The 17,622-nt window shown below is 66.1% G+C and carries 18 protein-coding genes; 5 read left to right on the top strand and 13 right to left on the bottom strand.

Annotation, left to right across the window (positions count from 1 at the left end):
• A partial coding sequence (locus Q392_RS12490; RefSeq protein ID WP_038207442.1) for a transposase occupies nucleotides 1-220 on the bottom strand: 220 nt, incomplete at its 3' end.
• Here Q392_RS12490 and Q392_RS12485 point away from each other — a divergent pair.
• Nucleotides 214-735, top strand: coding sequence for an RES family NAD+ phosphorylase (locus Q392_RS12485; protein WP_342665600.1), 522 nt, complete (start codon nucleotides 214-216; stop codon nucleotides 733-735). The two genes, Q392_RS12490 and Q392_RS12485, sit on opposite strands and share 7 nt — an antisense overlap.
• Before the next feature lie 95 nt (nucleotides 736-830).
• Here the strand turns inward: Q392_RS12485 and Q392_RS12480 are convergent, their stop codons facing one another.
• From Q392_RS12480 to Q392_RS12460, 6 genes are all read right to left on the bottom strand, one after another.
• On the bottom strand, nucleotides 831-1,904 hold the full coding sequence (locus Q392_RS12480) for a glycosyltransferase family 2 protein (protein WP_157007964.1): 1,074 nt from the start codon (nucleotides 1,902-1,904) through the stop codon (nucleotides 831-833).
• A complete protein-coding gene (locus Q392_RS32790) occupies nucleotides 1,897-2,310 on the bottom strand; it encodes a GNAT family N-acetyltransferase (protein WP_157007962.1) in 414 nt (137 codons plus the stop codon). The genes Q392_RS12480 and Q392_RS32790 overlap by 8 nt, the downstream gene beginning before the upstream one ends.
• 68 nt (nucleotides 2,311-2,378) lie before the next feature.
• On the bottom strand, nucleotides 2,379-3,368 hold the full coding sequence (locus Q392_RS12475; RefSeq protein ID WP_038207357.1) for a hypothetical protein: 990 nt from the start codon (nucleotides 3,366-3,368) through the stop codon (nucleotides 2,379-2,381).
• 3 nt (nucleotides 3,369-3,371) lie between these two features.
• On the bottom strand, nucleotides 3,372-5,528 hold the full coding sequence (yhhB, locus tag Q392_RS12470; RefSeq protein ID WP_051953373.1) for a cyclophane-forming radical SAM/SPASM peptide maturase YhhB: 2,157 nt from the start codon (nucleotides 5,526-5,528) through the stop codon (nucleotides 3,372-3,374).
• Entirely contained in the window at nucleotides 5,528-5,722 is a 195-nt protein-coding gene (gene yhhA, locus Q392_RS12465) for a YhhA family cyclophane-containing RiPP (RefSeq protein ID WP_038207354.1), read from the bottom strand. The genes yhhB and yhhA overlap by 1 nt, the downstream gene beginning before the upstream one ends.
• Nucleotides 5,723-6,054: 332 nt before the next feature.
• Nucleotides 6,055-7,134, bottom strand: coding sequence for a DNA-binding protein (locus Q392_RS12460; protein ID WP_051953372.1), 1,080 nt, complete (start codon nucleotides 7,132-7,134; stop codon nucleotides 6,055-6,057).
• Between the two features lie 200 nt (nucleotides 7,135-7,334).
• On the opposite strand from Q392_RS12460, the gene Q392_RS12455 reads away from it, so the two are divergent.
• A complete protein-coding gene (locus Q392_RS12455; RefSeq protein ID WP_084217032.1) occupies nucleotides 7,335-8,561 on the top strand; it encodes a site-specific integrase in 1,227 nt (408 codons plus the stop codon).
• Nucleotides 8,562-9,057: 496 nt separating this feature from the next.
• Here Q392_RS12455 and Q392_RS32000 read toward each other — a convergent pair whose 3' ends face one another.
• Genes Q392_RS32000 through Q392_RS12440 form a run of 4 tightly spaced genes read right to left on the bottom strand, consistent with a single transcriptional unit; the run spans nucleotide 9,058 to nucleotide 12,512 of the window.
• A complete protein-coding gene (locus Q392_RS32000; RefSeq protein ID WP_084217031.1) occupies nucleotides 9,058-9,744 on the bottom strand; it encodes a hypothetical protein in 687 nt (228 codons plus the stop codon).
• A gap of 16 nt (nucleotides 9,745-9,760) precedes the next feature.
• Nucleotides 9,761-10,654, bottom strand: coding sequence for a LysR family transcriptional regulator (locus Q392_RS12450; RefSeq protein WP_038207351.1), 894 nt, complete (start codon nucleotides 10,652-10,654; stop codon nucleotides 9,761-9,763).
• A gap of 45 nt (nucleotides 10,655-10,699) precedes the next feature.
• Entirely contained in the window at nucleotides 10,700-11,680 is a 981-nt protein-coding gene (locus Q392_RS12445; RefSeq protein WP_038207349.1) for a Bug family tripartite tricarboxylate transporter substrate binding protein, read from the bottom strand.
• A gap of 37 nt (nucleotides 11,681-11,717) precedes the next feature.
• Nucleotides 11,718-12,512 carry a crotonase/enoyl-CoA hydratase family protein gene (locus Q392_RS12440; protein WP_038207346.1) on the bottom strand — a complete coding sequence of 265 codons (795 nt, stop codon included), beginning with the start codon at nucleotides 12,510-12,512 and terminating at the stop codon, nucleotides 11,718-11,720.
• 162 nt (nucleotides 12,513-12,674) lie between these two features.
• On the opposite strand from Q392_RS12440, the gene Q392_RS12435 reads away from it, so the two are divergent.
• Genes Q392_RS12435 through Q392_RS12425 form a run of 3 tightly spaced genes read left to right on the top strand, consistent with a single transcriptional unit; the run spans nucleotide 12,675 to nucleotide 16,018 of the window.
• A complete protein-coding gene (locus Q392_RS12435; protein ID WP_038207343.1) occupies nucleotides 12,675-13,832 on the top strand; it encodes an acyl-CoA dehydrogenase family protein in 1,158 nt (385 codons plus the stop codon).
• A 15-nt stretch (nucleotides 13,833-13,847) separates the two neighbouring features.
• Nucleotides 13,848-14,849: an acyl-CoA dehydrogenase family protein gene (locus tag Q392_RS12430; RefSeq protein ID WP_038207339.1), complete on the top strand. Its 1,002-nt coding sequence runs from the start codon at nucleotides 13,848-13,850 to the stop codon at nucleotides 14,847-14,849.
• Nucleotides 14,846-16,018, top strand: a complete 1,173-nt coding sequence (locus Q392_RS12425; RefSeq protein ID WP_051953371.1) for a CaiB/BaiF CoA transferase family protein — start codon at nucleotides 14,846-14,848, stop codon at nucleotides 16,016-16,018. Before Q392_RS12430 ends, Q392_RS12425 begins: the two co-directional genes overlap by 4 nt.
• On the opposite strand, the gene Q392_RS34195 is transcribed toward Q392_RS12425, so the two are convergent.
• Both Q392_RS34195 and Q392_RS12410 read right to left on the bottom strand, forming a co-directional pair.
• A complete protein-coding gene (locus tag Q392_RS34195; protein ID WP_425425181.1) occupies nucleotides 16,015-16,563 on the bottom strand; it encodes a UGSC family (seleno)protein in 549 nt (182 codons plus the stop codon). The two genes, Q392_RS12425 and Q392_RS34195, sit on opposite strands and share 4 nt — an antisense overlap.
• Nucleotides 16,560-17,615, bottom strand: coding sequence for a hypothetical protein (locus Q392_RS12410; RefSeq protein WP_038207332.1), 1,056 nt, complete (start codon nucleotides 17,613-17,615; stop codon nucleotides 16,560-16,562). The genes Q392_RS34195 and Q392_RS12410 overlap by 4 nt, the downstream gene beginning before the upstream one ends.
• Between the last annotated feature and the right edge of the window lie 7 nt (nucleotides 17,616-17,622).

Below are 17,622 nucleotides of genomic sequence, written 5' to 3'. Positions count from 1 at the left end.
GCGCGGCCAGCACTACCGTCTTGCGTTCGTGCTTGCGCACCCAGGTGTTCAGCAGGTTGGCGTTGATGCCGCAGTCGCGCGCCAGCTTGGCCATCGAGATGCCTGGCCGACCGCAGGCCTCGATCAGTTCCTGCTTGGCCTGCGCGTCATAGACACACCGGCCATCGCGCTTGCGGCCAACGATCAGCCGCCCGGCCAACTCCGAAACCCACTCTGACATTACGTTCCCATCTACATGTACGTGGGCACGTAGGCTCTCAGGTCAGCGGGCTGGCGAGAAGGACGTGGTTAATTGCCCGCTTACCGTACAGCGGCGGCCGATGGATGCAACGCGACGGCGCTGGGGTGCTCTACACCAGCCTGGCACGCGAGGGGGCACTGGCCGAGATATCTTTTCACTGGGGGCAACTCAACCCACGACCGACCAAGCCAGTCGTACTTCACAGGCTACGCGTTGTGGCGCATCGGACCTTGAGGCTGGTGCGGGCCGACCTGTCGCAGTTGGGCGTGTCGGAAAGCGCATATACCGGCGTCAACATTCCGCGCACACAGGAAATCGGTGCGGCCGTCGAATTCCTGGGCTGCGACGGCTTAATCGCGCCATGCGCCAGATGGGCTTGTGACAATCTCATGCTCTTTCCCGACCGGATGGGCGTGGATGCTACGTTGGAGATAGTGAGCAGCGAAGCGATCGATTGGGTTGCGTGGGCGGCTGAGAAGGGGTTGCTTACGTAGAAGACTGAAGGCTGCAGGTCACCCATCGGCGGTTGGCGTACGCCGGCCACATGACCAGTGTCGAGGGCCGGGGACATCCGGAATAGGTAGCGGGGTCACATGCAGTGACCATAGCTCATGATCGCAGCATCAAGAGCTCCACCCTCTTGATCTGCTAGCGACAGCATCTTCCCAAGTATCTGGCCCGGGGGATTTTGAGCAAAGAGGAGGCGCGCTTCGCAAATGACTTCGGACAGCGCGAACTCACTGGGCGTAGCACCGCGCAAGATGGAAGGCAACAGGGCGAATAGTGCCAACTGATGTCTCTGCCGTGAACGAATCAAACGCGTGGTCATGGGCGAGGTAAAAGGTGATCTGAGAAATTTGGCCGAGTCCTCGAGACGCATCCAGGCCATCGCCCACGCTGGGTCTCTGGGAAATCCAGACGAAGCGAAATAGGCTGGCGCTTGGGAGAAAACCTTCCGTCTGGACGGCAGTGCGCAGGCGTCTGGCACCTTGACGTGTTGAGCGCCACCAGCGCGAAGGGCTCGGAGGAACAGACGCGTGGTCTCGGCGTGGACCTGTTGGCCGAAGGCGTCAATTTCTTCCTGATGCTCGCCCCATGAAAGATAGTCGGACAGCGAGAAGGCGCTCACCTTGTCGTCAATGACGATCTGGTCTTCCTCTGGCGCCAACAGCGGCTCCATTTTCTCGTCGACCATGCGGCAAAGACGTGTGAACTCGGGATACTGTGTGTTGAAATCTCGGTTCGTCACCGCGCATCCTTCGAGCATCTGACCGGGCATGCCCGAGAAAGCGCTACGCATTGCATCGACGTAGCCCTTCAGATAGATCGTGTCGGCATCCGCTTGAAGGACCAACACCTGGTTCAACGGTGTCTGCTCCATCCTCGCGCAGGCAAGCACGGCGGTGATGCCCGCACGCCTAGCTGGCACGTACCCGCGGCGAGGTTCGGCGGCGAGAAGAACAGTTCCCTTGGCTGAATCGATCTGTACCTGCTCCATCACAGCGGGGGTTCCGTCTGTGGAGCCGTTGTCAACTAGCACCAAGCGGCCGATCGGATCCATGCCGCGGCCGAAGCCCAGTGAAGCGCAAGTCGCCGCCAGACTCGCCTTTTCGTTCAGACATGGGACAACTATGAATGTCTCCATGTCGTCGTAGTCACGCAATGGACTCGCTCGCGGCCGATCGATCCCACCGCAGAATCAGCTGAGTGAATCCGGCTGGCGTGGCATCCACGAAGCCGGCCGCTTCGGCGGCCCGGCGCGATGCAATGTTGGAGCGCCGCATATGCGCGTAGATCGTTGAGTGCTGACTGGCTTCACACGCTTTTGCATACGCAATCCGGCCGATGCCGCGACCCTGGCTCTTGATGTTGAGGTAAATCTGCAGCGACGCGTGCAGACCCAGTGGCGGTTCTTGTATAACGTTGATGTAGACCTCTCCGGCTCGAACATCGGCGACTTCGATGCGCCATTTTTCGCCACCGGGACCTTTACCCTTCCCTTCGGTGCCTTGCATTGCTACCAACGCAACCTCGTTAGCGCTCACTCGCTGCTCGTCAGGTTTGGGCATGACAGGTCGTGGCTTGGGTGTTTCCCGCGCCGGAGGTCTACGCTTGACCCGGGGAGTTTTGCGTCCAGTCACAAGATGTGCCTCAGTCCGTCACGCAACCGCTGATCCAGCGGCTCCCAGTATTCCGCAGGGAAGAAACCAGGCGAATAGGCGATCACTACATCCTCAATCCTCGCCTTCGACTCAGCCAGTGCGTCGACCAACTCATCCACCTTGCGTTGCATGGTCGGTAGGTCCGGATCCAAGGCTGGAGTGCGATGGCGCCAGTCAGAGTCACCGTCGTAGCGGTTGTTGAAGTAGTCCATGTCGATATGAACCAGAACGGGACGACCTTCGATGCCGCTTCCCCACCTCTTTGCGTCGTCTGTCACTAGATAGTTGGCACTGGCATCCGACAATGCCGCACGAGTCATCTTGATGGCTAGGCGGTCCTCTCCGGGACGGAGAAGGACGTCTTTGTCATACACGATGCCAACGGCGTATCGGGCATCTTCCACGACTTTCGGCGGCTGGCAAAGGTGACGCACCTGCAGGTTGGGAAATTCGTGCACGAACGGTGTCATGAAGCTTCCCATGCCAATGGCTCCGCTCTCGATGGCCGGTCGTATTGAGGCGGAGTCGCGGACATTGACCGCGGCATCGGTGATCGCATCGATGAGCGAATCGTTACGCACAATCAACCGTGGTGGGCCCAGGTCGCGATGGTCGTCAACGTGCAAGACGACGACATCTTCGGCAACTTTCCGCTCCACGCGATGCAGCCATTCACTCCAGCTTAGGAGTGTCCACGTGTCGAAAAGCGCGGTCATGATGCGACCTTCTCGCCAATGCGAGGACCACATCGAACCCAATGTCACGCCTCGCGCCCACCACGCAAGACCTATGGGCAGGGCGGGATCAACATGGCGTTGTGCGTCGGCAGGCCACGCCAACTCCAGATCGATCGTATCGTCCGCAAGCGATGGGGCTGCGGTGGCGTCTTTGTCGCAGAAGTAGTCGCGCAGGAATCCGTGCCATTTGGCAGCGTCCTGAGGAAGGAGACTTCGTGCAACCTGCATCGGCTATTCCGTTGACGCGTTTCTGAGTACGACAGCCAAAGATCTGCCCGTGGGCGTGAGCGGACATTCCTCCAGCGTTCTGAACGCAGCGCTCAAATTCGCGTTCGTCTCGGCAAGTTGGTTATCGGCGCGCCGACGGATGGCAGCATCCGCGCTACTTTGGACGTACATCCAGAACCTGCGCAGCTCGACAAACACAAAGATGGCGTGGAACAAGCCAGATGGCGGGCGACGGTCATCGCGCCACGGTGAAATCACTTTCTTCGATGTCCGCTCCACCATCGGAGAAACGCGTTCCAGCAGGTAAAGCTTCTGGTGCCGGTACTCATGGATCAACGAGTCCGCCAGATCGTAGGCGTCCACAAGTTGCTCGCGCTGCATCACCGAAACGTACAAGGCGCCCGGGACCGCGTTGTCGCTGAACGAGACGATCTTGTCCGGGTCTGCGCCTGGATCGCGAATGAACTGGATGGCATGACAAAGAGAACGCAGTTCTCGAGCGACCGCAGGTCGCCATGCCTCGATGATGGATAGGGCTTCGTGCACGCGCGCAGTCGCTGCCCACGCCACCTTTGAGTCTTCGAAGTAGATCGCTTCGCCAAATGGCTTGCGCAGCCAGGTGTCGGAGGCATGCACCTCGATGCCAGCAACCTCGGCGGCCGCAGCCATCCCCAACATCGCGCCGATGTAGCCGGTGTCCGGTTGCTGCACAGTACCGTCGACGGCGAGAACAGATCGGCCACTGCCCAGGGCAAGCATCGCGCGGCTCCAGGCCACCGTACCGGGTCGCCGTGCAAGTCGCCGTAAGGCCGACGCGTCGCCAAGCAACGCCTTTGCCGCCCGCGCACCGGCCGCTGTGTCCGCTTGGGTGGCAAAGAGAAGCAACGCTTGCTTCAGGTCGGATGCATACTGCACTGTGGCATCTGCCAAAAGGTGGCGCGAGATGTCAGCGGACGTTTCTGCCCGCTCGAAAGCCGCCAGATGATCCTCGTTCAGAATCGGTCCGACCGCGGGGATCGAAGCTTTGGAGATCGCCAGCGCGGCCGCCACCCGAGATCGCACATGTTCGATGAGGGTGCGCATCTCCCTGCAGTACACTGTTGGATTACGGAATCCGTCAGCGTTATAGCGATGCGGCACGGCACCACCGCCACAAATATCTATGACGGCGCACTGGTGGCAGATCGGGGACAGTCCGTCTTTGCGAAGCAGCACACGATGCGCGCCAAGAGCGGGAGACTGTGCAACGTCCGCTATGGCGGTATCCTGGACAGTACCAGCAAGACGGGTGGCGCCATGTGCGACTACTTTGAGGACATCTAGGTCGTGGTAACTCCCGTCGGTCTCGATGGTGATAAGGCTCACGTCCCCATAGCCGAATGCGTCAGTTTGCGACGGCATTCCGGCCACGGCATCAAGGAGGGCCTCGAACGTTCGTAGTTGGATGTGAGGAAAGTCGTCAAACCAGGCGTCGAAAGCCTCTATCAACCAGCGCTCGTAGACATCCGGTTGCGTGTCGCGCCCCGGGGGCGGACGCAGATGGTGGGCGTCTGGCAGCAGGAAGTCCAGGCGAGGCACCCCGTGCGCGTCAAAGAAATCTAGAAGATCGCGCGGAGAAGATCGAGGATCGATGACCGCGATGACGCCAGCGAAAACGTTCGGGTCCGTCTTGAGCAGTTCAAGCCCACGCAAGGTTTTGTCGAAGCTGGATCGACCTCGGCGGGAGACGCGATGGAGATCATTGATCTCTTCCGGGCCATCCAAACTGAGCGAAACGCCGATATCGGCTTCGGCAAGTTCAGCGAGCGACTCCTTCGTGAGCAGTATCCCGTTAGTCTGCAGGCTGATATCGATCTGGACCTTCTCGCCCACAGCGGACCTCAGCTGACGAGCGAACGCTGCAATTTCGCCACTCCCCATCAGCAGCGGCTCACCGCCGTGGAAGACGACAACGCAACGTCGGAGGCCCGCGTAAGCGACGTACGCTGACAACCGAGCAGCAAACGCATCACGGTCGCTTTGGTGCAGGACCGGCGGCATCGAACGCCAGCTCTGGTCTGCATGGTGATAGACGTAGCAGTAGTCGCAGTCCAGGTTACACCGGGACGCGATTTTGACGAGAAAAGAGGTGAGCCTCGCCTCGCCCTCAACAGCCTCCACTATGAGCGGTTGTGGCGATGATGCATGCGGTCATAGCTCGTGATGACCTCGCTCGCGTCGGTGCTCCTCAACACACGGGCCTGGAGACGCTGCAGCGCCGGATTGACAGGCTTACCACGCGCAACGGCGTCGCGAATCTCACTCTTGCCTTCGAACTCATCTTGCTGAGGTTGCTGACCAGAACGCGAAAACATAGAAAATCTCCTTCGTGGGTTACCTATCGTATCGAGCCTGCCGCATGTCGGCAACATTTGTGCCCGGCGACGGGTCCGGATCGATCAACGGGTCGCCAGGCGACTAGGTTGTCTGATCATTGCGGTGCAGTGGCACGGCGGTCAGATTGACCAGTGCCAAGTCACCGAGGCGGCGCCCAAGCTGAAGCAGTAGTACGAGTTCGGAGCACGACAAGGATGGTGCGCGGTTACACACATCAAGGCTACATAGCGAGCGTGTACTACGCCTGCAGAGGCGCCCAGCGGGCGCCATCCCTCGAGGGTCGTACGAAAAGGGTAGGCACAGCAAGGTTTCAGGGCGCGGCCGGCTTGCCCCGTCGAACAGTCGGCTTGCGCTGCGGCTTATCTGCACCGCGCACCGCCGATAAGGCGCCGGCAAGCAGCCTCCGTGTCTCCTCATGCGATTTCCTTTCCTCGCCAAGCTCCCGATCGATGTGTTCCAATTGCTGCTGCACCGCAGAGCTTTCGGCCCGGGCTTGAGCAAGCAAGCCTGCTTGCTGGGCAATTCGCTCTCGAAGCTCGCGCTCCACTTGCTGGGCGATCTGCTGCGTCTCGCGCAGCGTCCGACGCCCGACTTCCAGGGTCTGCGCCGCAGCTTCTTCGCTCTGGATGCGCCGTTGCCGTTCCCTGGCCAGGTCCGCCTCCAGCGCCTTGGCGGCCTGCCGCGTCCGGTCGACCTCGGCCAGCAGGCGCTTTTCGTGCGCGTCGTGCCGCGCCTCGGCCTGGCGCAGGTCCTGGTCCTTCGCCGCCAGGGTGTCGGCGTGCTCGCGGCGCATACGCTCCTGGAGCTCCGCCGCTTGGGCGAGGAGGGCAGCGAGCCGCCGGATCTCGTCCTCCAGGCCCGTGCGCACGCGGTGCGCCTCGATGGCGTGCTCCTTGATCTGGCGCTCCAGGGCCTCGCGCGCCTGCTGCGAGGAGGCCAGCGCCGCATCCAGGCTCACGCGCGCCTGCGCGAAGGCGTCCTCGCGCTGCGCCAGGGCCGCCTGGGCCTCGGCCAGTGCATCCTGCTGGGTCTGCAGTGCCTCGCGCGCCGATACCAGTTCGCCACGCTGGATTTCCTCGGCCTCGCGCCGCGCCGTCTCCCACAGCAGCTTCGCGGCGTTGCGCACGCCCACGGGCATCACGTCCAGCATCCCGCCGGCATCGTTGCCGGCCGCGGCCCCCGACCTGGCTCGCGTACCTACCAGGCGCTCGCCCAGCGTGGCGAACCAGCGCTCGAGCATAGGGCTGACCGTGTTGGGCGAGCCGCGCCCGATCTTCAGGCGCACGCGCTCGATGGTGGGCCGCTTGCCCTCGGCCAGCAGCGCGTCGGCGGCCGCGAAGACGTCGCTTTCCTGGATGCCGCGGCCCCTGAATTCCATCACCTCGCTCATGCCGATCCTTTCAGGTCCACAGCGCCCGGACCTCACAAACTGCTTGAACTTCGCCCTCGAACTTCCTGATTTCAGGTAATCTCCGGGTGCCCTCTTTTACCAACGATAAGTGAAGTTTATCATGATCTATATAGATATAATGTAGTAAATCATACGTCATATGTAATTAATTCTGTATGAATTCATCTGGCCTGCCACCCATGCGCAAGAACGCTGACGAAAACCTCCGAACCCGCGCCGAAGAAGTTCGGGCGCACGCCGCGGCGCCAGCGCAGCATCCGCTCGCGACGCTGGCCGAGCGCCGCGCGGTGCTCGATCCGGCCCGGCTGGGTTCCACCGCCGAGGCCGCCGCCCGCGCGCTGCTGCGCCAGGGCGAATCCACCAACACGCGGCTTTCCTACGGTTCGGCGATGCGCTACTGGTGCGCCTGGTATGCCGCGCGCTACGGCGGCGCGCTCGCCGTGCCCGTGCCCGTGCCGGTGGTGGTCCAGTTCATCGTGGACCACGCGGCACGCCGGCCCGACGAGGGGGAGCAGGACCCACAGGGCACGCCGGGCAGGAAGAAGCGGCCGGCAGCGCTCGTGACCGAACTGCCGCCCGACGTGGACGAGGCGCTGGTGAGCAGCGGCTACAAGGGCAAGCCGGGGCCGCCGGCGCTCAACACCCTCGTGCATCGCATCGCCGTGCTGTCCAAGGCGCACCAGATGGCCGGCGCGAACACGGCCGGCGCGGACATCGCGAACCCCTGCGCCGACCCGCTGGTGCGCGAGCTGCTCGCGCGCACGCGCCGCGCCTATGCCCAGCGCGGCGCGCGCGCAAAGCGCCAGCGGGCCCTGACCAAGGACCCGCTGCAGCAGCTGCTGGCCACCTGCGACGACAGCCTGAAGGGCCGGCGCGACCGCGCCCTGCTCCTGTTCGCCTGGGCCACCGGCGGGCGCCGGCGCTCGGAGGTCGCCTCGGCCACGCTGGAGAACCTCCAGCGCGTGGATGCCGAGGCCTTCGTCTACACCCTCGCCCACTCCAAGACGAACCAGCGCGGCGACCTGCGGCCCGAGGATGTGAAGCCGCTGGTGGGCAGCGCCGCGGCGGCCATGCGCGAGTGGCTCGCGGTGCTGCAGGCGCACGGCATCCGCGAAGGCGCGATCTTCCGGCGCATCCGCCGCGGCGGGCACCTGGCCGAGCCGCTGGCGCCGGCGGCCGTGCGCGACATCGTGAAGGCGCGCTGCGCCCTGGCCGGCGTGGAAGGAAGTTTTTCAGCGCACTCCCTGCGCGCGGGCTTCGTCACCGAGGCCGGCCGCCAGAACATGCCCCTGCCCGAGACCATGGCCATGACGGGGCATCAGAGCGTGGCCACCGTGGTGGGGTATTTCAGGGCGGAAAGTGCGTTGGGTGGCAGGCTGGGTCGGATGCTCGATGACGACGAATGACATCGTCCCGCGAAGTCGGAGGTGCCGATGGCCCCGACCTGAATCTGTATCTGGACGGCCACTGGAAGAAATAGTCGATTCACCCGGCGAGAGCGGGACGAAGCCCCGCACAGTGTGGGGCTCGAAGGACGCCAAACCGCCTGAAGCTTGCTGCGGACCGAATCAGGTCGTGAGGACGGGGCGGTGCCGCGAGCAGCGTACCCGTATTGTTTGATCGTCAGGCGACCCAGCTTCTAAGAAGCCCCCCACTCATTCACTCGGCTGGGCGGACGCGCTGTTTCCGACGAAAGCAGTGATGCGTGGACGCGGAGTGCCGGCAAGCCGAGTTGAACTCGGGTTAGCCTTGAGCGCCCGGAGAAGGATCAGTTTGCCTTATGTTAAATCAACCATGAAGCACGAGGAGTAAGGATCAGAAGAACTGAGCTGCAAAGCCGAGCTGCAATTCAGTCGCCCCCTTCCGCAAAGCTCTCGCGTATCGGCGACCGCGCGCCGGGCCTCATCGTGCAGGCGGTTCCGCAGTCTCGACCGGGCGACTGCCGATCAGCCCGAGGCCACCGCCACCGCCGGAAGCGTCGCCGCTCCCTCCTCCTCGGCCGGCCAGGCCGCCTGCGCCCTCGCGGCCACTGTTCCCGCCACGGCGCGCCTGCGTTCCACCGGCTGCGCGCAGCGGCCCTTGGGCAGGAATCGGCAGGTCGGCTGGAATCGGATCCAGGTCGAGCGCATGACGGATGAAGCTCCGAAGTGACGAAACCAACTGGCTGACCTCGACGGATCGTCCGGCGACCATGTCAGCGGCCCCCTGTGCCGCCAGACGTACCTGCTCTTCCGTGCCGAGCAGGATCACGTCCGACAACGCGGCTTCCACCGCGTCCCGAATGCGCCGCCGCCGCTCCGAAGCGGATTCGGGTGCATCGTCCACGCCTTCCGCCTGTCGCTGGCGATGATCGCGCAAGTGGGTCGGGTCCACGCTGAGGTTGCCGGTAAAGGACCCGCCCAACACCTTGTAGGCTGCAATCAACGTTTTCAGCCGCTCGTTGATCTGACGATTCTCGCGCTCACGGCGGCGCTGGACCGTCTGCATGAACACCAGCCGAATGCCGATTGCGACCAGCGACACTACCGCCAAGCCAGCGAGTGTCGACAGCAGGCCGGACCAGGAAGTGAAGTCGATTGAGTTGCGCACCGCGGACCTCGGCGAGTCAAGGGGTAACGCGCAGCATCATCGCCACTTCGATGAACCTCTGCGCCGCAGGGCTCTCGCTTCCTGCGATGCAGGCAAGTGCGAGGGTCGTTTCCGCATAGGCCGCGTCGTGCAGGTCGCGGTAGACGATTCTCGGCGCGCGGTGGCCGCGCATCACCTCTGGCACGAGGGCCACGCCCAGCCCGCTTTCGACGAGCGCCAGCACCGTGGGAACCTGCGTGGCCTCCTGGGTGACATCGGGCGCGAAGCCCGCGGCTTCGCAAGCCGACATCGCGTGGGCATGGAGGCCCGCCGCGTCGGTCGCCGAGTACATGATGAAGGGCTCCCGCGCAAGATCCGCCAGCGCGAGCGGCTCACGGGCGGCCAGGGGGTGGTCCGCGGGCAGCGCCAGCAGCAGCCGGTCGCGCTGCAAGGTCTGCAGCGTGGCGCCGTGCGCCTGCAGCAGCGGCGTGCGGACGATCCCGAGATCCAGCGTCTCCTCGCTCAGCATCGCGATGATGGCGGCCGAAGTCGCCTCCCGCAAAACGAGCTGGACGTCCGGATACTGCGCGCGGAAGCTGGGGACCAGCGTGGGGACAAGACGGTAAATGGCGGAGCCCACGAAGCCGATGCGCAGCCGTCCGCCGGTGCCGTCGGCGGCCGCGCGTACCGTGCGCTGCAGCTGCTCGCCGTGGTACAGAAGCCGCCGCGCCTCGACCAGCGCGGCCTGGCCGGCCATCGTCAGCAGCACGCCGCCCGGGGTGCGCTCGAACAGCTTGGTGCCAAGTTCGTTTTCCAGCTTCTGGATGGAGACCGACAGCGCGGGCTGCGCGATGTGCAGGCGCTCGGCCGCCCGGCTGAAGTTCAGCGTTTCGGCAAGGACGTTGAAGTGGCGCAGGCGTCGCAGGTCCATGGAGTCGGGCGGAAGGCTGCGTCGAGCATACCCGCCCGCCCAAGCTCACTCCTGTTGGACCTTGGCCTTGACGGCGAGCCGCTTCCACAGCTCGATCTCTGAAGCCTGGAAGCGGCGCATCTCCTCGGCGCCACCCTGCATGGTCTCGGCCCCGAGCTTCTCGTAGAACTCGCGCGTTTCCGGCATGCGCTCGATCTGCGCGAACAGCGCGGCGAGCTTGTCCGTCTCCGCTTTCGGCGTCTTCGCCGACACCATGGCGCCGACCCAGACGTAGGCGCCGTAGCCGGGCAGACCCGCCTCGCCCATGTGCGGCACCGCGGGCAAGGCGACGGCGCGACGGTCGGAGGCCACGGCCAGCGCGCGCAGCTTGCCGGACTTGATCAGCTCGGTGGAGGCGGTGATGTCGGCGAAGGCGAGGTCCACCGTGCCGGAGGCCACGGCGGTGAGCGCTTCGGAGGCGCCCTTGAACGGCACGTTCACGATCTCGACACCCGCACGATCGTTCAGGGCTTCGTTCATCAGCTGGTAGCCCGCCGAGCCGCCGCCGTGGTTCAGCTTGCCGGGGCTGGCCTTGGCGGCCGCCACCAGCTCCTGCAGCGTCTTGTATGGCGACGCAGGCGGCACCACCACCACGGCGGGCGCCCGCATCATCATGCTGAGCGGCGCCATGTCGACCTGCGGGTTGTATGGAAGCTTGCGGAACAGCGCCACGTTCACGGCGAGCGTCGAATTGCTGCCGACGAAGACGGTGTAGCCGTCGGCAGGCGCGGCCAGCACCTGCTGCACTGCGATGAAGCCATTCGCACCAGGCTTGTTCTCCACCACCACGGGCTGACCCGTGAGTTCGGTGAACTTCCGGCCGAAATAGCGCGCCGAGGTGTCGGTGCCGCTGCCAGGCGGAAAGGGGACGACGAACTTGACGGGACGGCTAGGAAATTCCTGCGCGATGGCCTCGGCCAGCGGCAGGACGGCCACCGCGGCGAGAACGATCGCGGCGAGGCGGCGGAAGATGCTCGATTGCTGCATGAATTTCGGCTGCTTGTATTGGAAAAGGGAAAGGGGATCAGCCGCCGAACTTCGGCGGCCGCTTCTCGAGAAAGGCATTCACCGCCTCGCTGTGGTCGGCGGTCTTGTGCGACACGGCCTGGAACACCGAGGAGAGCTCCAGCACGGTATCGAGCCGCGAATGCAGGCCCTCGCGGATCAGGCGCTTGGTGAGGCGCAGGCCGTGCGCAGCGTTGGCCGTGATGCGGCCGGCGAGCTCGCGCGCCGCCTCCATCAGCTGCTCGTGCGGCACCACGCGCGACACCAGGTTCCACTCGAGCGCCTGCCGGGCGTCGATGGTGTCGCCGGTGAACGCCAGTTCCGAAGCGCGCGACAGGCCGATGATGCGCGGCAGCAGCCAGGCCCCGCCGTCGCCCGGGATGATCCCGATCTTGACGAAGCTCTCGGCGAACTTCGCCTTCTCGGAGGCAATGCGCAGGTCGCACATGCACGCCAGGTCCAGGCCGGCGCCGATCGCGTGGCCGTTGATCGCGGCGATCACCGGCACCTCCAGGTTGAACAGCGCCAGCGGCAACCGCTGGATGCCGCGCCGGTATTCCTGGCGGATGTCCATCTCGGTCACGGCGGGCGTGGCCTGGCGCTTCATCTCGCGGATGTCGCCGCCCGCCGAGAACGACGGGCCGTTGGCCGTGAGGATCACGCAGCGCACGGTGTTGTCGCCGTCGATGCGATCGATGGCTGCCAGGAACTCGGCGACGGCGGTATTGCCGGTCAGCGGATTGCGCTGCTCCGGCTGGTTCATGGTCAGGGTGACAAGCGGGCCCTGCTGCTCGTAGATCAGGAAGTCGGACATGGTGCTCCTCGGAAGTGCCGCAAGGCTAAAGCGGCCGCGCGGGCGCGTCCAATACCGAATCGCGCCGGCGCTATCCGTTTTCCATATGGCCCGCGGCGGTTTCGGTATTGGACGCCCGGGACGGCGCGCCCTAACCTCGCGGATTCACTGCCCCTCATTGCCATGGCCGATCTCCTGGACCACTTGCGGCTGGCGGCGCTGCCGCCGCATGCCGAGGCCTTTCGCGGCGAAGTCAAGCACTTCCTTGCGCAAGAACTGCCGCCCACTCCCGCCCACGTGCGCTCTCGTTCCTGGCTGGCCTTCGATGCCGAGTTCAGCCGCAAGCTCGCCGCCCGCGGCTGGGTCGGCGTCACGCTGCCGAAGCAGTACGGCGGTGCCGAGCTCGACGCCTTCAGCCGCTTCGTGCTGGTGGAGGAACTGCTCGCCGTCGGCGCGCCGGTCGGCGCCCACTGGATCGCCGATCGCCAGAGCGGCCCGCTGATCCTGAAGTTCGGCTCCGATGCGCAAAAGGCGCGCTACCTGCCGGGCATCTGCCGCGGCGAGACCTTCTTCTGCATCGGCATGAGCGAGCCGAACTCCGGCTCCGACCTCGCGAGCGTCGGCACCCGCGCCGTGCGCACCGACAAGGGCTGGCGCCTCAACGGCCGCAAGATCTGGACGACCAACGGCCACAAGTGCGACTACACGATCGCCCTGGTGCGCACCTCGGGCAATCCCGCCGATCGCCAGGCCGGCCTCTCGCAGTTCGTTGTCGACCTCAAGCTGCCCGGCATCACGGTGCGGCCGATCGTGGACCTCACCGGCGATGCCCACTTCAGCGAGATGTTCTTCGACGACGTGGAACTCGCCGAAGACGCCCTCGTCGGCAACGAGGGCGACGGCTGGAAGCAGGTGAATGCGGAGCTCGCCTTCGAGCGCAGCGGACCCGAGCGGCTCTATTCGAGCATCGTGCTGCTCGACTGCTGGCTCGCCTGGCTGCGCGAGACCGGCCGCGCCGAGCACCAGCTGGAAACGGTGGGCCGCTTTGCCGCCCATCTCGCCACGCTGCGCCAGATGTCCATCGCCCTCACCGCCAAGCTGGCCGCCGGCGAAAGCCCGGTGGTCGAGGCGGCGCTGGTGAAGGACCTCGGGACCGAATTCGAGCAGGCCGTGCCCGCCATCATCGAGGCGGCCCTCGGCGCCGACCCCGCCGACCCGCCCGGCGCGGAGCTGCTGCGCACCCTCGCCTACGTGAGCCACATGGCCCCCACTTTCTCGCTGCGCGGCGGCACCCGCGAAATCCTGCGAGGCATGATCGCGCGCGGCCTCGGCCTGCGCTGAAGGAGCACGACAGACATGTTCGCCGAAGCCATCGCATCCATCCTCGACCACCACTGCACCCCGGCCGGCGTGCGCGCCATCGAAGCCGGCGCCAGCGCGCAGCCGCTCGCTGCCGCCATCGTCGAAGCCGGGTTCCTCGAACTGCTCGCACCGGAAGAACGGGGCGGCGGCGGCGCCGGCTGGCCCGACTTCTTCGAGGTGGTCCTGCTCTGCGGCGCCTCCGCCGTGCCGCTGCCGCTGGCGCAGACCATGGCGGCGCGCCTGCTCGTCGCCGACGCGCCATCGCTGCCGGCCGGCTTCATCGCCTTCGCCCCGTCGCTCGCCCGCGGCGTCGACGGCTCGCTGCAGGCGCTGCATGTGCCGTGCGCGCGCACCGCGTCGCACGTGATCGGCGCCCTGGGCGATGTCCTCCTGCTGCTGCCGGTCGCGGAGGCACACCAGCTGCCCAGCGGCGTCCACGGCAGCCTGGGCGCGTCCTTGCGCTGGCCGGCCGCTGCCGGCCGCGTGCTGCAGGGTGGCGCCCGCGCCGCCGACCTGGCGCCGCTGGCCGCGCTGCTCCACGCCGGCCTGCTGGCCGGCGCGATGAAGCGCTGCTTCGACCTGACGATGGCCTACGCCAACGAACGCGTCCAGTTCGGCAAGCCGATCGGCAAGTTCCAGGCGATCCAGCATCAGCTGAGCGTGATGGCAGAACACGTCGCGGCCGGCCGCATGGCCGCGGAAGCGGCTTTCGGCACCGATGCCCGCCTGCCCGCCCTCCCCGCCTGCGCGGTGGCGAAGGCGCGCACCAGCGAGGCCGCCCAGCTCGTCGCCTCCACCGCTCACGCCGTGCACGGCGCGATCGGCGTGACCGAGGAATACGACCTCCAGCTCTTCACGCGCCGCCTGCACGAATGGCGCATGGCGCACGGCTCCGAGGCACACTGGCACCGCGTACTGGGACGGCTCTTTCTGGACAGTCCGCAGCCGCTCGCCGTCGACTTCGTGCGCACCGTGTGGGAAGGCGCACCCGCATGACGCCCACCCCGCGCAAGCCGGCCCTGCACGGCATCCGCATCCTCGACCTGTCGCGGGTGCTCGCCGGTCCCTGGTGCACCATGACGCTCGGCGACCTCGGCGCCGACGTGATCAAGATCGAGAACCCGAAGGGCGGCGACGACACCCGCAACTGGGGTCCCACCTTCGTCGAGGGCGAGTCCGCCTACTACCTCTGCGCCAACCGCAACAAGCGCAGCGTCGCGATCGACCTCGCCAGCCCCGAAGGCCAGCGCACGATCCGCGAACTCGCGGCGCGGTGCGATGTGGTGGTGGAGAACTTCAAGGCCGGCGCGCTGCAGCGCTACGGGCTCGACTACGAGTCGCTGCGCAAGGTGAAGCCCGACCTGATCTACTGCTCGATCTCGGGCTACGGCCGCACCTCGCCGCTGGCCGACCGCGCCGGGTACGACTACGTCGTGCAGGCGGAAGCCGGCCTGATGTCGATCACCGGCGAACCGGACGGCGAACCGATGAAGGTGGGCGTGGCCGTGGCCGATCTGTTCACCGGCATGTACGCCGTGCAGGCGATCCTCGCCGCGATCATCGCGCGCAACAACGATGGCCAGGGCCAGCTGATCGACCTCGCGCTGTTCGACTGCCAGCTCGCCATGCTCGCCAACGTCGCCAGCGCCACCCTCGTCAGTGGCCAGGAGCCGCAGCGCTTCGGCAACGCGCATGCGTCCGTGGTGCCCTATCAGGTGCTGCCGACCCGCGATTCCGAGATCGTGCTCGCCGTCGGCAACGACCGCCAGTTCAAACTGCTCTGCGATGAGGTGCTGGAGCGCCCTGAAATCGCGGCCGATGCGCGCTACACCACCAACCGCGCCCGGCTGGACCACCGCGACACGCTGATCCCGCTGCTGAAGGACGTGCTGCGCACGCGCGACGCCGACGAATGGCAGCGGCGGCTCGCCAGCACCGGCATCCCCACCGGGACCGTCCGCACGGTCGGCGCCGCACTTGCATCGCCGGAAGCAGCGGCGCGCGACATGGTCGCCACGGTGCAGCACCCGAAGGTGGGATCACTCAAGCTGGTGGCCTCGCCGATCCGCATGAGCGGCACGCCGGTGGTCGAGCCGAGCCCGCCGCCGCTGCTCGGGGAGCACACCGAGCAGGTCCTGCGCGAGCTCCTGGGTCGGGCGCCCTAGGAGGCGGGCTTCGCCTCCAGGCCCCGGAAGCGTGACACTGCTTCGGCCGCGATGGCCTCCGCAATGCGCGCGAGCTCCTCGTCGCTGACGAATTCCGGGTTGCCCTTGACCTCGATGGCGACCTCCTCCGGAACCTTCTGCGAACGCAGCACGGTCCTGGCAAGCTTGATGAACTGCTCGGAGGCGACACCCACCGCGGGCACGCCGAGCTTGATCAACTGTGCGGTGTCGTGGAGACTCCACGACGTGCACGAACCTCAGTTCGCCAAGCCGACGACGGCGGCACTGCAGTCGGCGGCGACGCCCTCGAGGAAGCCCTTGGGCGGCGGCGAGGCGGCAGGGATCGTGTAGAAGCGCACTTCGCGCACGCCGTGCTGCGCCACCAGCACCTCGCCCAGCCGCTTGCCGATCTTGCCGAAGCTGCTCCAGCCGTTGTCGAGGAAGGCCACCACCTTGCCTTGCAGCTCGGTGGCGGCAGCCGCGACGGATTCTCCGGCGCCCATGCGCGGGACCGGGTCGAGGTACTCGATGGGGTGCAGGTTCATGCTGTGCTCCTTGGAGGATGGGCGACCGCGGCGATCTGGAAGGTCGTGATCGCGAACGGCGGGATGTAGACAATATGGTAGGCCTCGTCGCCGCCGGCGACGACGATCTTGAGGTCCTCCGGCCGTGCGCAGGGCTTGATCATGCGTTCGGGCGGATAGTCCTGGTACGCCGGCGTGAGCTCGAAGGAATCCACCGGCACCTGCGAGCGCGGGATCTGCGCGCGCTCGAACAGCTCGCGCTGCACCCGCGCCTTGTCGAAGCCGTGTTCGGCGAAGATCCGCGCGTGGCCGGGCGTCATCACGATCAGCGGGTTGCCCAGTTCGCGCAGGTAGCCGTTGCTGCCGTAGCAGCGCATCGCATCGGCCGTCACGTGCAGGATCGCCTCGGGCGAACGGTAGAACGCCAGGATGTTGGTGGTGCCGGTGCCTGCGAAAGCCGCCACCGTGCTCTGCTCCGGGGCGAAGCCATGCTCCACGTGCAGCGGCGCCCACGGGCTGTCTTCCTCCGCCTCGGCGAAGCAGAAGCTGAACTTGGCGGGCATGCCGTGCGTGGCCTTGTCGACGTCACCCGGCGCGCAGCCGCCGCAGTTCACCAGGATCAGCCGCAGCGCGCGGCCGATGGTGGCGTTGGCGCGCCAGCCCGGGCCCATGCAGCCGCGCCGGCTGTTGACCTGCGCGCGCTCGCGCACCGGACCGTTGACGACCAGCACGGGCGTCGCCGGGTTGGTGGTGGTCTGCACGCCGAGCAGGTTGTATTCCGGCACGGCCACGGCCTGCAGCGCGGCGACCACGATCGGGAAGTGTTCGGGCAGGCAGCCGGCCATGACGGCATTGATCGCGGCCTTCTCGGCGGTCACGCCGATGTTGTCGGGGGCCACGACTGCGAGCACGGCGTCGGGCGCGAGGCCGCTCGCGGCCAGCATCGCTTCGACGGCCTGCACGGTCGGCGGCAGCATCGGCAGGCCGTCGGAAAAGCCACGGCGCAGCATGTCGTCGAAGAGTGCGGCCGGCGTGCCGGCCTCGACCCGGAAGAGCTGAGAGCTGAGTTGCATAGCGCGA

Source organism: Xenophilus azovorans DSM 13620 (genome assembly GCF_000745855.1).
GTDB lineage: Bacteria > Pseudomonadota > Gammaproteobacteria > Burkholderiales > Burkholderiaceae_C > Xenophilus > Xenophilus azovorans.
The sequence above is the reverse complement of the archived record's forward strand: the minus strand, read 5'-3'. Positions and strand labels throughout refer to the sequence as shown.